Here is a 14,249-nt window from a genome sequence, read left to right as displayed (position 1 = left end):
GTCAGCTCCCTGGAGTTGGAGATAGTAATATTTTCTTATTATTATATCAATCCTTGTCAAATTTTGTTACATTTTGTCTAAATTTATCATCTTATTAAATTTTAAATGTATTATAGTCTTTTTAAAGGAGTGTTTATGAACATTTTCAAAAACTAAAGCGAATGTTTTCAATAAGAGCTATTTTTTTAGATTTGATTTCTTGGATAGGAGACTACAATTCGTTAACTAAAAAAAGAGATCAGCCGCAGCTAATCCCCTTGTGATTTTATTTCCCCTTAAACTTTGAATATTGCCATGACATAGTGCCACTTATGCCAAAGTTGAGAGCCACTAGTCTAGCAGATAAGCCACCAATAAAAAAAGGGTTCTGCAATTAGTCAGTGGTACCAGATTGTCACTTTACAAGGAGCCTCTGCGGGCATGGATTCCCAGCCAGGAAGCCAGCATTCATGGGGCTGGCTTAGCCAACAAGGCTATCATGCCCGCCTCTCCATGTACAGTGCACGTCTAGTCCGTTAACGTATCCTAGGGTGGCTCTCATGATGGCAGACGTGTCACTATTTTTTGTCCTAAGTGTCCCTGAATTATGGCAGAGGTGTCCCTTTTCCATGGCTGTATTCAAACTTAGGCTTCCTCTTCGAAAAGAATGCTGTAACACCCTCAATGGCATCTTCGGACCCGGCTACTGCCAGCGAATTTTCACGTTCTATTGCCAGCCCTTCATCCATGTCCAATTCACCCCCTCTTATGGTTGAATCAAGTATCCCTTTGATGGCAAGGGGGGCGCCGGCTGCAAGTGCAGCTGCCCACTTGAATGCTTCCTGCCGGAGTGACTCAGGCGGGACAACACGGTTGACGAGGCCATACTCAAGCGCAGTTTGTGCGGAAATCCTTTCTCCACTCAGCATCAGCTCAAGTGCCCGCCTCCTGCCGATCAGCCGCGGGAGCCGCTGGGTTCCGCCGTATCCCGGGATAATTCCTAGTTTGACCTCGGGCAGGCCAAGTTCCGCGGTTTCTGATGCAATCGCCAGATGGCAGGCCATTTGCAGCTCATTGCCTCCTCCAAGAGCTTTTCCATTGAGGCAGGCTATCACCGGCTTCGGGTAATTTTCGATCCGGTTAAATAATTCATGCATCCTTAGCAGCATTTTATTGGCCTGTTCTCGATCCCCAACTATGCCGAATTCAGAAATGTCCGCACCCGCCGAGAAGATTTTTTCGCCCGTGCCTGACAATAACACTGCCCCTACTTCAGGATCTGTCTCGGCTTCTGCCAGTATTTCTTCAATTTCATACAATGTACTCCTACTCAATGTGTTCATAGGCGGGCGGTTGATCGTAATCATCATTACCCGATCCTTTGTTTCGACGAGACACTGCCTTGCGTCTGTTTTCATCTAAAAGATCCTCCCTCTCCTCCATATTCTAGAACGTAAATAAATCGATGCCCCCTGTAACCGGAAGCCCGATACCCGTGATATAGCTTGCCTGTTCAGAAACAAGAAAACCAATGGCATTCGCGATATCCTCGGGCTCACCAGGCCTTTTGAACACTGTACGCTTAATCATCCGTTCCCGCATCGCCGGACTTGTCAGCTGGAATGCCTCCGTGTTGATGATTCCTGGAATGACGGCATTGACAGTAATATTATATTTAGCCCCTTCAAGGGCAAGGGTCTTCGTGAGCCCGAGAATCCCCGCTTTCGTTGTCGAGTAGCTCGCCTGCCCGTACCCGCCCATCGTCCCTGCGACTGACGCCATATTGATGATGCGCCCCCAATTTTGCTTTTTCATGTGAGGCCAGACGGCTTTACAGCAATTATAAGCGCCAGTCAGATTAACATTCAGGTCCCGCTCCCAGAATTCGTCATTCTGTTCTTCAAGCTTGACAGTGTGGTCAAGTGTGGCGGCATTATTAACCAAAATATCGATCCTGCCAAATTCACCGACAACTTTTTCAATGATTGAACCGACCTCTTCACGATTTGTTACATCCATTCGATAAGCGGCAGACCGGCGGCCGATTGCTTTTATTTCTTCCGTAGTCGATTTCGTATAGACCTGTTTGGTTTGAGTCATCACCATGGCGATTGGTCCTAACCTTTCGGAGGTTTCCTCGATCCTCTCGTCTTCTTCTATTAAAATATCTGTCACAACAACATCCGCACCAGCTTTAGCAAGCGTCAGGGCGTCAGTCCGGCCCAGTCCCCTTGATGCGCCGGTGACCAACGCGACTTTCCCTTCAAGTGGTAATTTCATGGACATTTCCCTCCCCGTTTTCCTTTACCGATTTTGCAGCGGCCGCTTCATCCATGGAATGGCATATCTGTATGTAAGCGGATTCAAAATAAGTCGTTTCAATGACATCCCGGTATTTATCCTCTACATACCGGTAACGCACCTTTAAGGACGGCGTCAGTTCCCCAGATTCAACAGTCCATTCATTTGCGGCGATGATTATTTTTTTCGGCTGTTCAAACGGGGCAAGCGATTCGGTGAGCCTTTCAACCTCATGGGACAAAAGTTCCTGGACTGCGTTGTCCGCGGCAATTTCAAGGTGACTGTTTCCTTTAACCCCATGTTTGCGGGCCCAGGCGGACAGATATTCAAAGTCAGGGATGATGACGGCAACCACGTACTTCCGGCCCTGCCCGATAATGACACTATTATCAATGAACATACTCTGGTTTATTGCATTTTCGATATGCTGGGGTGCTACGTTCTTGCCCGTCGATAAAATAAGCAGGCGTTTTTTCCTGTCCACAATTTTAAGGAACCCGTCCTCGTCCATAGAACCAATATCACCTGTGCGGAACCATTCGCCGTCAAATTGTTCAGCCGTTGCTTCCGGGTTCTTATAATAGCCCTTCATGACGCTTGGCCCTTTTACAAGCACCTCGCCGTCAGGGGCAATTTGCACTTCCAGGTTGGGAAGCGGCATACCGACAGTTCCAATTTTCGCCCTTGTCATTGGATTTGTTGCAATCACCGGGGAGGTTTCCGTCAGTCCGTACCCTTCAAGGACCGGGATATCAATCGCCCAGAAAAACCTTGATATCTCCGGGTTCAGGGCAGCCCCGCCTGAAATCATCCCGCGCAGCCGTCCGCCCAGGTTTGATTTTACTTTGTTGTAAACAAGCCGGTTGGCAAAATTCCACCTGCGGCGCAGCTGGGCAGGCATCTCCTTTAAAATTAACTGGTCTACGGTTGAGTTGGACAGGTATTCGTAACGTTCCAGGCCAATACCCACTGCCCAGTCAAAAATTTTCCGACGCAGGGGAGTTCCTGCTTCAATCTGTTCCTGGACTCTCGCATACACTTTTTCAAATAGTCTCGGCACGCTTGTCATGACGGTCGGCCTTACTTCCTGGAGGTTTTGTGGGATCGTGTCGATGCTCTCTGCGTACGCAATCGTGGCGCCAACTGAAAGCGGCATGAACTGCCCGGCCATCCGTTCGAATACATGGGAAAGCGGAAGATAAGAAAGCATTGTGTCGGCGGATGTCGCTTCCACGCACCAGAAGTGGACACCCTCAATATTGGCAAGAAAATTCCCATGGGTCAGCATCGCGCCTTTAGGCTGGCCGGTTGTGCCCGATGTATGGATGATCGTGGCCAGTTGGTCACGGTCGATTTCCATCCACATGTATTCCCATTCAGCGACAGGCTGGTCTGCCCCCATCGTTGCAAGCTGGAGAAACGAGATGATATGTTCACTTGGCAAAAATGTATGTCCGGGATGCATGACGATGATGGAAAGTCCTGCAGGTTCGCAGCTCAACACTTTTTGCAGCTGTTCGTCATTTTCGACAATGGCCGCTTTGCAGTCAGCATTTTGGAGAATGTAAGACACCTGGTCTGGAGGAAGGGTCGGATAGATGGGTACGGAAACTGCTCCCAGGCTTAAAATGGCAAGGTCTGAAATAGGCCATTTCGGATTGTTCTCTGATAAAATCGCCACCTTGTCATCGGCGGCGATCCCAAGCCGCACAAGGCCGGCCGCCGTGTTTTTTATTTCGTCCCAAAACTCCCGGTATGTGATGCCCCGGTACTTTCCTTCACTCTTCCACATCAGGGCATCCTTGTCGGGGTACTTTTTCACCGTACGATAGACAACGTCCAACAAATTTTTGGCCTTCACTGGGCTCCTCCCCTTTTATAAAGCTTTGGTCAAAAAGTCGTGGCGAACGAGTATTAGGCCCGGCTCAGCCAGTAACCGGGCCGGGAAACATCATGTATACTGGTTGACATCGTACTGCCGCAAAATCCCCTCCAGCTTCATTGCCAGTCCAATGCTTCCCTTGACCTTAAGCTTGCCAGTCATGAAAGCTGCTGTTCCATTTAAATTGCCTGATATCATATCTTTAAAATTCTCCGGTGTTTGGGTGAGGGTACAGTCCGCTTCAGTTTCTTCTCCTTCGACGACCCGAGCCTTGCCATCTGCCAAATGAAGCTGGTAGGTGCCGCCGTCTTCACCTATAATATCGTATTGGTAAACAGCATTTAGTCCTTCAAAAGGCTGCGGATTTTCATTCATTACCCTTTCAATTTCCTGCCATGTTTCCTTTACAGTTAATTCTTTGATTGATTTTGACATTTTGCTTTTCCTCCTTATATTGAAAATTGAAAAAATTAAACCGACACTTAGAGCACTTGTTTCATTTACTGCAATCTGGGCTTACACGCGGCTGTAATTTCCTAAAGTCCTGCCGCGATCACTTTTTTCTGAATCTGGGTCGTACCTTCATAGATAGAAAGAATCTTGGCGTCCCGCATCCATTTCTCAACCGGATAGTCCCTCATGTACCCATAGCCCCCGAGGATTTGTACGGCATTGGTTGTCACCCACATTGCTGTTTCAGCGGCAAATGCTTTAGCCATGCTGCCCTCAACCGCACAGGACTGTCCCCGGTCAGCGAGCTCCGCCGCCCTCCATGTGAGTAAACGGGAAGCGTCAATTTTTATTTTCATCTCTGCCAGCATATGGGCGATTTCCTGGTTTTTAAAAATCGGTTTCCCGAACTGGACCCGCTGTTTTGCATAGTCAAGCGCGTATTCATAGGCGGCCCTGGCGACGCCGACGGCTCCTGCAGCGACGGCAGGGCGGGAATATTCGAGCATCTGCATGGCGCCGAAAAAGGCCATGTTTTCCTGGCCAAGCAGGTTTTCAGCCGGGACGCGGACATCCTCCAGAATCACATCGCCAGTATAGGAAGCACGGATTCCCATTTTTCGTTCCTTCTTCCCTCCTGTTAATCCGGAAGTATCGCCTGGGACAATGAACGCTGATACACCGTGGTAGCCTCCCTCGGGATCTGTTTTTGCAAAGACGACATAGAGGTCTGCAATCCCGCCATTGGAGATAAAACACTTCCGGCCGTTCAGCACCCATTCGTCTCCATCGCGGACAGCTGTTGTCTTGATGGCTTTCACATCTGACCCGGCACCAGGTTCTGTCAACGCCATGGCCCCAAGGCGGGGATTGTCCGGGTCGCACAGGTAAGGGATCCACTTCCTCTTTTGTTCTTCTGAACCCATATAATAGATTGGCAGCCCGGCAAGGCCCGCAGCAGACAAGGATGTGGCAATTCCGGCACAACCCCAGTACAGCTCCTCCATGATGAGGCAGGCAGACATTACGTTTGTCAGCCCTCCGCCTCCATATTCTTCGGGTACAGGGTAGTTTGTGAGACCCACCTTTGCAGCTTTATACAGCACTTCCATTGGAAATTCTTCTTTTTCATCATACTCCGGGGCAACAGGCCGGATTTCTTTTTCGGCAAAGCCCCTTGCCCATTTGCGGATTTCCTCCTGTTCATCAGAGAGCTGAAAACTCAAACCTTGTTTCGATACTTGATCAAGCAATTACAATACCTCCTTCAATAGGGAGTACGACATCGTACTCAAATGGCATGATTTTGGCTTCTGAACGAAAATTGAAAGTGTAAAAGCTGCGGTTTCGCTCACCCCCCTTAATATGACAGGCTGATAAAAGCACCGATGACAATGCGGCTAAGCAGGCCGGCAAGTTCCTCGGGACTTAATTCATGTTCATTGCTTATGAAGCTCTGGATAACGGCATGATTGATTGCACCGACCATTGCCTGGGATGCGACTGAAATCTGCTTCTCAGTTACGGTTTCCGGCAAATCCACTGACTCAAAAATTAGTCGGGCGAACTGGCGATATACATCCAGCCTCACTTTTTCAGCTTCAGGGCTGACCCCCGCGGACACAACAAGCAGCAGCCTTGCCACCTCTGTTTCGGAAAAACAAATCTCAATGTAACGCAGGATTCCCTTATAAGCCTTGTCATTGACATAGCTCTCCGATTTTACAGCATTTTTTACCTCAGTAAAGATTTCATCTGCCAGCAGGAGGCACAGTGAAATCAGCAAATCTTCTTTTCCCTTGAAAAACTGATAGTAAGTTGACTTGGATACATGGGCTTTCTCGACAATTTCTAAGATTGATGTCTCCTTATAGCCTTTGTCCGCAAACAATTTTAGGCCGGCAAAAAGAATTTTTTCCCTCGCTTCTACAGGCATTTCTTTTACAAACAACATGACGACCATCCATTCTCGTGAGTAAGTACCAGTACGTATTCGTACTATCATCTTATCGGGTTAATCCAAACTTCGCATGAGTCTTTTTTCTCAATTTTCAGTTTAATATAGTGAAAATAATTAAAAAGCCGGCCCTGTATTCAGGGCCGCCGTAAAATTAACTTCCGGTACTCGCAAAAGCTTTCAATCCCCTGTTCCAAAAAGCATAGGCAATTACACAGCACACAACCGCTGCCACGGGAGTCCAGAGGGCGAAGATTTTATACCCTGACTTGTCGATAAAATAAGCGGCAGGATAAAAAGCTGTGAACCCATACGGAATGATCCAGGTCAAAAACATGCGGATCCCCTTATGGTAAATCGTCAGCGGGTACCGGGCAAAATCGCTGAGATTGAATACGGCCCAAACGACAGGCAGGCTGTCGATCATCCAAAAGGAGAATGTCGCAAAGAACAGATTGATCGCCACAAAGATCAGCCCTGATGAAATGATCATGATGACAAGCAGCATAACCTCTGTTGCTCCCCACGCTATATCAAGGTGGGGAATTGCCGTGCCAAGGATAATCAGCCCGATGAAGAGCTGGCCAAAACCGTCCTGGTGCAGCCGGTCGGCTACTACATGGAAGAGCGGGTTGACCGGGCGGATCAGCAGCCGGTCCAGCTTTCCCGGCCTGATATACTGCCACCCCAGCGTCCAAAGATTATCAAAGAAAATCTGGTGTATTGACCGCCCTGTCGAGGCGATCCCATAGATAAACAGGATTTCATAAAATGACCAACCATTGATTTGTTCAACATGGTCAAAAACAACTTTCACAAAGAAAATGGAAGCAAACTGCTCGAGCATGACTGAAAAGACTCCAATCAGGAAATCGACACGGTACTCCATCATTACTTTCAAATGGCTTTTCGCAAATTCCAAATATAATTTTCCGTAACGGCGCATAAGTCCCCTCCTATCCTCCATAAATCTCTATTTGCTTCATTATTTGTACACAGACTAATTTTACCCTCCAAAAATCGTGATCTGCTTAATTGCCTGTGCCCAAATCACTTTTACAAGAATGTACAGAGCTGCCAGCCAGAACACCTGGACACCAATCGCGATATAAGCATCCGTACCTGTAACCAAACCGGAATAAATCGAAACTGGCAGATAGACCATCGCCTGGAACGGCAAAAATTCCGTGATGGTCCGCAGCCAGTCAGGGAAGAGAGTAATCGGCACGAGCGCCCCCGAAAAGAATGTGATGAGCGATTCTTTCAGTACCCGCACACCCCACACATTGACGGTCCAGAACGCAAGCACCCCGACAAGGAAATCAAAAAACGTGCCAATCCAGATTCCGGCCATTGCGCTTACAATGAACAGCAGTACCGTTTCCCATGATGAAGGAAAGGACAGATCCATAAAAAAGTAGGCAATCAGCACCATCGGAATTGTGCCTTGAAAGAAATACATGATTTTAGATCCTGCATCTACAGAAAACATTTTAAAAATCATATCGTAAGGCCGCATCAGTTCAATCGCGACATTCCCATTTTTGATTTCTTCGGCAAGATTGTTTCCGACTCCGCCAACGAACCCTTGGAGCAGCATGGCAATAACTATGTACGTGAGCATTGTTGGCAGGTCGATATTGTCAATCGAAGGCCGGTTCGTGTACACAGCCTGCCAGAAGTAGTAAATGATCAACAGCCGGATGACAGCAGAGACTGTTCCTGCCCAGTACCATGCGGAATAGGCGGTTTGCATCTGCATGCTTGCTTTAGCTATTTGCCAGTACTTTGCCATGCTCCCCCTCCTGTTCCTGCTTGTTGTACAATTGCTCAACGATCGTTTCAATTTTTGGATCAGCAATGGCGAGATCCTGGATTTCATACACGTTCAGCATTTCGGAAATGACAAGTGAACTTTTTACCTGTTCATCGTCAAAGGCAAGGCTGACTTTCGTGTCGTCTTCAGAGTTTGGCAACATCTCCACCCTGCCTTTTAGGGATTGGGGCAGCTCGAATGGTGTCTCCTCAGAAAGCTCAAAATGGATGACCCGCTTCTGGCCGAATTGATGCTTGATCGCTTCAAGCCCGCCATCATAGACAATCGTTCCTTCATCAATAATAATGATCCGGTCGCAGATTTCCTCGATGTCCTGCATATCATGGGTCGTCAACAGCACCGTCGTTCCCCAGCGCTCGTTCATTTCCTTGATGAATTTGCGGATTTTCACCTTAACAGCAATGTCCAGTCCGATTGTGGGCTCATCCAGATACACGACTGACGGGCGGTGCAAAAACGCAGCTGCCAGTTCACAGCGCATTTTTTGCCCGAGTGACAGTTGGCGGACAGGTATGCCGAGAAGCGGCTCCAGGTTCAATACCTCGGTAAACGTCTGAAGGGTATCCTGATATTGATCTTTCGGAATTTCATAAATATGTTTTAATAGGTTGAAAGATTCGCGGACGGGGATGTCCCAGAACAGCTGCGTCCTTTGCCCAAACACTGCCCCGATGTTTTTTGCGTTTTTCTGCCGGTTTTCATATGGGACGAGCCCGTTTACGGTCACTTTCCCTGATGTCGGAGTCAGGATGCCTGTCAGCATTTTGATCGTCGTCGACTTGCCCGCACCATTCGCCCCGATGTAACCGACCGTCTCACCCTGTTCTATCGAAAAATTAACTCCCTTCACAGCTTGCTTGATTTCATATTTTCGATGAAAGAGTGACTTGACCGCTCCTTTCAAACCAGGATCACGTTTCACAAGCTGATATTCCTTATGCAAGTTTTCTACAGTAATCATTCATAATCCCCCTTTACAGGAACGTATATTCTCTCTGTGGTGAAAAAAAACCCACAGATAATTATCTGTGGTTGATTGTAGCGCAAACGTTTGCTCAACTGCACAAATAAAAGTAGGCCGAGTATAAACCCGCATATGAACATGATTGCGTTTTCATTTTTGAATCGATCATTCCGTCCAGCCTCCTTTTTGGTTACTATCAAATTATACCTGTTGGGGAAAGTTTTGTAAATTAAGATTTATCAATTACATTTTTATCATCTCCTCGTAGGTTTTGTCTGTCATAACCGATATGAAGAACACTCTTCCCCTTTACTGGAGCCATTTTGTCTTTCATAACCTACATGAAAACACACTCTTTCCTTTTCCCCCGAGGATTTTGTCTTTCATACTTTAAAGTTATTCACTGTTAGAGTAAACCTGCGTTATACAGCTTCCTTTCCGCCAGCAACGGGATAAGATTGTCGAAAATATGGGTGTCCTTCTGCCGGTTAATTGAATAGGCTCCATAATGCTTGCTAAAAACACTATCTACCCTGAATTGTACCATCCGTGTGTACATGGACAGGGCCAATTCTTCCTCTCCGGTTTCGACACAATACATGATAGCAAGCCCATAAAGCGCAGGAGATTCATATTTTACTGTCGGTTTTTTAGTTTTGTTGTTGTATCGGCCGAGTATTGCCCCTTGTTCATTAAACTCTTTTTTAATGAAATGTAAGAGTGGACGCGTATTGACTTCAATCCTGTTAAGGTTTATAGCCACCAACATTTGATCGATCATGTTTACTTCTTGATCAAACTGATATTGTCCTGTCTTTATATTGAAGGATTTGGCGTAGAATCCATTTTGCTCTGGTGCACCGGCCAGCAGCGCAATCATTGATTGATACACCTCCGCAGGAACAGCATCTGCCCTGGCCATATCGGCCAAGGCTGATGGGTCAATATATGACAGGGTTACTCTGTCACCAGGAGAATCCTGCCTGGCATCATAATAGTCAGACAGCAGGTTCCCTGACCTGTTATTCTCAGTTAAAAAATTGCTGATCAAGACTGCCGTTTCCTGGTAAGACTTACTCCCCCACAAGTCTGCTGCATTAAAGAGGGCACCGACAATCCTCAGATCGTCAACAGTGGCATTTGTTGACACATCGGATAATCCCGACGGCTCTAACTTCCAATATACGAGACCATCCTCACTCATAAAATACCGTGTCAACAGCTCAAAGCTTTTCTCGAACATCTTCCGGTCATTTTTTTCAAGGGCGTATTGCATCCATAACCCTAAAGTTTCGGATAATGCCTCCCTGCCTTGCACCAAATCACTGTCCAGTTTTCCGCTATCCTGCAAATACGTTGCCAGTGTGCCATTAGTATTGACCATATGCCCTACTATGAAGTTCTCCGTTGGAAACTTGGAACTTTGTAATTTAAACATATTGACACCCCAGAACACTAAAATAACTGAGAAAAAGACTATTACAACGGATAAAAACCGTTTGCGCTTCACTTTTGTCCCCCGCATATTTCCATGGAATTACCTTTTCTGGTCCACAACTGCCGATTGTTGGTAACGCTGGGTTTTGTACCATTTAACTTCCTGTTTAAACAGGACTCGTGTTATCTCCAGGAATAGCGAATATACCACCAGTGCCAGCCAAATCTGGGAGTACGTAAAATACATGAGGATCACGGCCAGGAAGTTTTTAAAATTCAATTGGTCTCTTTCAATACTGAGCGCAAGTGATACTTCCGATAAATATAATAGAAAAGCCAGCACAAACAAGACGGCTGAGGCAACTCCCGCTGACAGATCCAATTCGGTAAATAAATTAACCACAAAAATCAAATCTGACGCCAGCACTCCGGCTAAAAAGAGCATGTATGTAAATAAGAAGTAAAATAAGTCCAGCACCACTCTTTTATTGTTTAATTTATGAAGGTTGAACAGATATTTGGTGATGACATACTGGTTGCCGCGTGCCCACCTTGTCCTTTGCTTCCACCATACTTTCCACGTTTCCGGCTCCTGTTCCCAAGTGATGGCCGCCGGGAAAAAACGGATATAGTAGCCTAAATTGTATACGCGGAAGCTGAGTTCAGTATCTTCTGCCAATGCTTTTTCATCCCAGCCTCCCAATTGCTCCAGGATGGCCCGGCGAATCGCAAAATTAGTGCCGGGTATGGTGGCCAGTTTAAACCAATGCCACCGACCTCCCTGTGCAAGCCATTGAAACGTGATTGTTTCAATATTGATGAATCGTGTCAGCATATTTTTGCGTGCGTTGGCCACTCGGAATTTGCCGACCATGGCTCCAGCCTTATGGTCATTTTCCAATCCTAAAACAAGATAGTAAACCGCATCCGGCTCAGGAGTATTGTCAGCATCGTATACTACGATCACCTCACCTGTTGAATTTATCAGGCCCTGGTTCAATGCCCCCGACTTTCCCTTCCCCGCATGGGGGGGCTTTGTGTGGACGACTTTAAGAAAGGGATACTGTTCAGCATATGATTCCGCGATTTCCCCTGTTCTGTCAGATGAGTTGTCATTGATGATGATAATATCCAGTTTTTCTTTCGGATAATTCAGTTTCACCAATGCCTTTATCGTTTCTTCAATGACCACTTCCTCATTATGGGCAGGAATCAATACACTCACTGTTGGGTATCTGATGGGGAATTTATTCCACTTTTTTACGCTCTCTTTGTACTTTTCGAAATGGAGATACCCACCCTGCATTAGAAACATATGGTAAAGAAGCATGAACCAAATAAGGAACAGTGATAAATAAAACAGCAGATTAACCATAAAAATCCCCGCCTTCCAAACGAGACCTGTTCAGTCTTAACCTGATCGCAAATATGGTAAAGAGCGCTACCATAGACCCGGCTGCAATTGCGATCATCCACATTGTCATATTCGTTGCAGACTCTACTTTTGGTTTGTAAAACTCCGGTGAATTTTCCAGGAGGCCAAAATAATCAACACCAACGCTAACCCCCTCTTTTTCTCCAACGGTGACAGAAATATTGTCTACGGTGACGTGGCTGCTGACTTTTTTGAGGTCGATCCATGAAAGGTTAGGGAGTCTTTCCATCCTGCCGATCAGCTCTTTAAATTTTTCAACACCCAAATACGGATGGTAAAAGCCTGCGATATAACCGTCCCTGACCACTTGCATTTGATCGGCCGCACCCATCATCTTATCGATCGCAACCGGATCCTTTGGGTCTACAAAGCCGATCGTTTCAGGGAGCAGTGTCATGCCGTGCAGGAATGATGGTTTTGTGACATAGGGTGCAGCCCCCATGATTCTCCAGTCCCTGTCGCCAAGCTGCAATTGTCCTATGTAGGTTGAAAAATGGTCGGCTAATATTTCGTATCCGCTTTGGGACATCGTATAATGCGGGGCTTCAAAAGCGAGCGGCTGCAGCCCGTAGCTTACCAGTTCTTGGACGGCTTTCGTCACTTTTGTCTTAATGTAATCTATTTCAAATGCTTTTTGTTTGGATAAAAATTTGATGTATTCTTCCTCGCTTTTAAAGTCGGCACTTGTCTTTTTTTCAGGTGTTTTGTCAGCAGGGACGGTGATGGGCATATTAGCGTCGACATCCCAAAACTCAAAACCCTCTCCAGTTTCATCGTCTTTATACTGGTGGGTATAACCGTGCACGATAATGCTCCCGCCATTTTCCTCCAGATATTTCAGCATTTTAAGCAAATAGGGGTAATCACTAAATTTTGATTCTTTACCTGTCACAGGATCACGATGGATGGGAATGACAGAAACAATATAAGGAATGTTCTTTTCCTTTAAAAAATCGGCGATTCCCTTCAGAATGTCGGGATCGGCCAGTGGATGGATGTCCTCCAGCCGGATATATGCCGGATGCACGGGAGCATGCTGGTCATTAAACACGTCATGCAGAACCTCTCCTAAATACAAGGAAAAAGTAGAATCGATCTTTTCCGCGGCAAAATAATACTTCGATTTATTTTTTACAAACAGGGGGTACGTTTTCCCGTTTCCAATACCGTTTATTAACACTTTTGATTCATTCAGAGGTTTAATTCCCAATACCATACTCAGTTCTACTGAAGTTTTCTTATTGCCATTTACCAGAACTAACTCATTAATCGCACCCTCTTCGGCCCGTTGAAAAAAGGAAAAAGCTTCACCAAGCTGTTCAGTGTTATGGCCAATGCCAACGATGGTTCCCGAAAAGCTGCTAAATAGTGCAGCAACCGCTGGGGAGAGTGGTTCCTTCGCTTCCCCATAATAGAATAGTGTTGAGATACCCTTTAGATCTTTTTCTTGTACTTCCTTGCTGCTTTTGAATGTAATATTTGTTGTAAAATGCCCAATGAGCATATCGAGAAAATTCTGATTTTCGGTCATGTGCCCGGACTCTGTCGAATAAACAACGAGCACTGCGGGAATTTTTGTTGTTTCCGCATTCACTGAAAAATTATTGAGGTTTAAATAAAACGCAAGGACCAACACGAATAACAGCTTGACCCACAATGGGGCATGTACAATATGTAATCCCTTCATCCAGACCACCCTTATGTATTTTTTACATTTCAGCCCTGTTGTTTTTTATAACGAACAATTATGTTATAAAGAACATACCCGAACTTTACAAAGAACTAAACATGCAAAATTCTTCTTTTAGAGTGGTTTTGTGAGGGATTTCTTTACTATTCGCGGAAAATCTCTAATTATCTTAAAATATAGTTCTTTCAAAAGAAAAATTTGTTCTTTTTAACACCATTTTAATAAAAAAAAAACCAAAAAAAAGACATTCTTTAGAGACTGCTGAAAAAGTCTTAATATGTCTTCGTGATTAAAAGGAAGAGGGATCTCTTCCTTTT

General features: G+C 45.9%; 12 protein-coding genes. All 12 read right to left on the bottom strand.

Annotation, left to right across the window (positions count from 1 at the left end):
* Positions 1–584: 584 nt before the first annotated feature.
* The 12 genes from CVD19_RS12120 to CVD19_RS12060 all read right to left on the bottom strand — a co-directional run bounded on the left by CVD19_RS12120 (position 585) and on the right by CVD19_RS12060 (position 13,929).
* Positions 585–1,397, bottom strand: coding sequence for an enoyl-CoA hydratase/isomerase family protein (locus CVD19_RS12120; RefSeq protein ID WP_101582131.1), 813 nt, complete (start codon positions 1,395–1,397; stop codon positions 585–587).
* Between the two features lie 28 nt (positions 1,398–1,425).
* The gene (locus CVD19_RS12115; protein WP_101582130.1) at positions 1,426–2,259 is read right to left on the bottom strand and encodes an SDR family NAD(P)-dependent oxidoreductase; all 834 of its coding nucleotides are present in this window, start codon (positions 2,257–2,259) and stop codon (positions 1,426–1,428) included.
* Positions 2,243–4,141, bottom strand: coding sequence for an AMP-dependent synthetase/ligase (locus CVD19_RS12110; RefSeq protein WP_257985105.1), 1,899 nt, complete (start codon positions 4,139–4,141; stop codon positions 2,243–2,245). The genes CVD19_RS12115 and CVD19_RS12110 overlap by 17 nt, the downstream gene beginning before the upstream one ends.
* 90 nt (positions 4,142–4,231) lie before the next feature.
* A complete protein-coding gene (locus CVD19_RS12105) occupies positions 4,232–4,597 on the bottom strand; it encodes an SCP2 sterol-binding domain-containing protein (protein ID WP_101582129.1) in 366 nt (121 codons plus the stop codon).
* 101 nt (positions 4,598–4,698) lie between these two features.
* The gene (locus CVD19_RS12100; RefSeq protein WP_101582198.1) at positions 4,699–5,838 is read right to left on the bottom strand and encodes an acyl-CoA dehydrogenase family protein; all 1,140 of its coding nucleotides are present in this window, start codon (positions 5,836–5,838) and stop codon (positions 4,699–4,701) included.
* A 134-nt stretch (positions 5,839–5,972) separates the two neighbouring features.
* The gene (locus CVD19_RS12095; protein ID WP_180953604.1) at positions 5,973–6,566 is read right to left on the bottom strand and encodes a TetR/AcrR family transcriptional regulator; all 594 of its coding nucleotides are present in this window, start codon (positions 6,564–6,566) and stop codon (positions 5,973–5,975) included.
* A gap of 157 nt (positions 6,567–6,723) precedes the next feature.
* Complete coding sequence (locus CVD19_RS12090; RefSeq protein WP_101582127.1) at positions 6,724–7,515, bottom strand: ABC transporter permease; 792 nt, start codon at positions 7,513–7,515, stop codon at positions 6,724–6,726.
* Positions 7,516–7,575: 60 nt separating this feature from the next.
* Positions 7,576–8,364 carry an ABC transporter permease gene (locus CVD19_RS12085; RefSeq protein WP_101582126.1) on the bottom strand — a complete coding sequence of 263 codons (789 nt, stop codon included), beginning with the start codon at positions 8,362–8,364 and terminating at the stop codon, positions 7,576–7,578.
* Positions 8,339–9,367: an ABC transporter ATP-binding protein gene (locus tag CVD19_RS12080; RefSeq protein ID WP_101582125.1), complete on the bottom strand. Its 1,029-nt coding sequence runs from the start codon at positions 9,365–9,367 to the stop codon at positions 8,339–8,341. The genes CVD19_RS12085 and CVD19_RS12080 overlap by 26 nt, the downstream gene beginning before the upstream one ends.
* Before the next feature lie 409 nt (positions 9,368–9,776).
* Positions 9,777–10,808: a glycosyl hydrolase family 8 gene (locus CVD19_RS12070; protein WP_101582123.1), complete on the bottom strand. Its 1,032-nt coding sequence runs from the start codon at positions 10,806–10,808 to the stop codon at positions 9,777–9,779.
* Between the two features lie 99 nt (positions 10,809–10,907).
* On the bottom strand, positions 10,908–12,182 hold the full coding sequence (locus tag CVD19_RS12065; RefSeq protein WP_101582122.1) for a glycosyltransferase family 2 protein: 1,275 nt from the start codon (positions 12,180–12,182) through the stop codon (positions 10,908–10,910).
* Complete coding sequence (locus CVD19_RS12060) at positions 12,175–13,929, bottom strand: polysaccharide deacetylase family protein (RefSeq protein WP_101582121.1); 1,755 nt, start codon at positions 13,927–13,929, stop codon at positions 12,175–12,177. The genes CVD19_RS12065 and CVD19_RS12060 overlap by 8 nt, the downstream gene beginning before the upstream one ends.
* Positions 13,930–14,249 lie beyond the last annotated feature (320 nt).

The organism is Bacillus sp. T33-2 (assembly GCF_002860205.1).
Lineage (GTDB): Bacteria > Bacillota > Bacilli > Bacillales > Cytobacillaceae > T33-2.
Note: the sequence above shows the minus strand (reverse complement) of the source record. Positions and strands in the feature narration are given on the sequence as shown.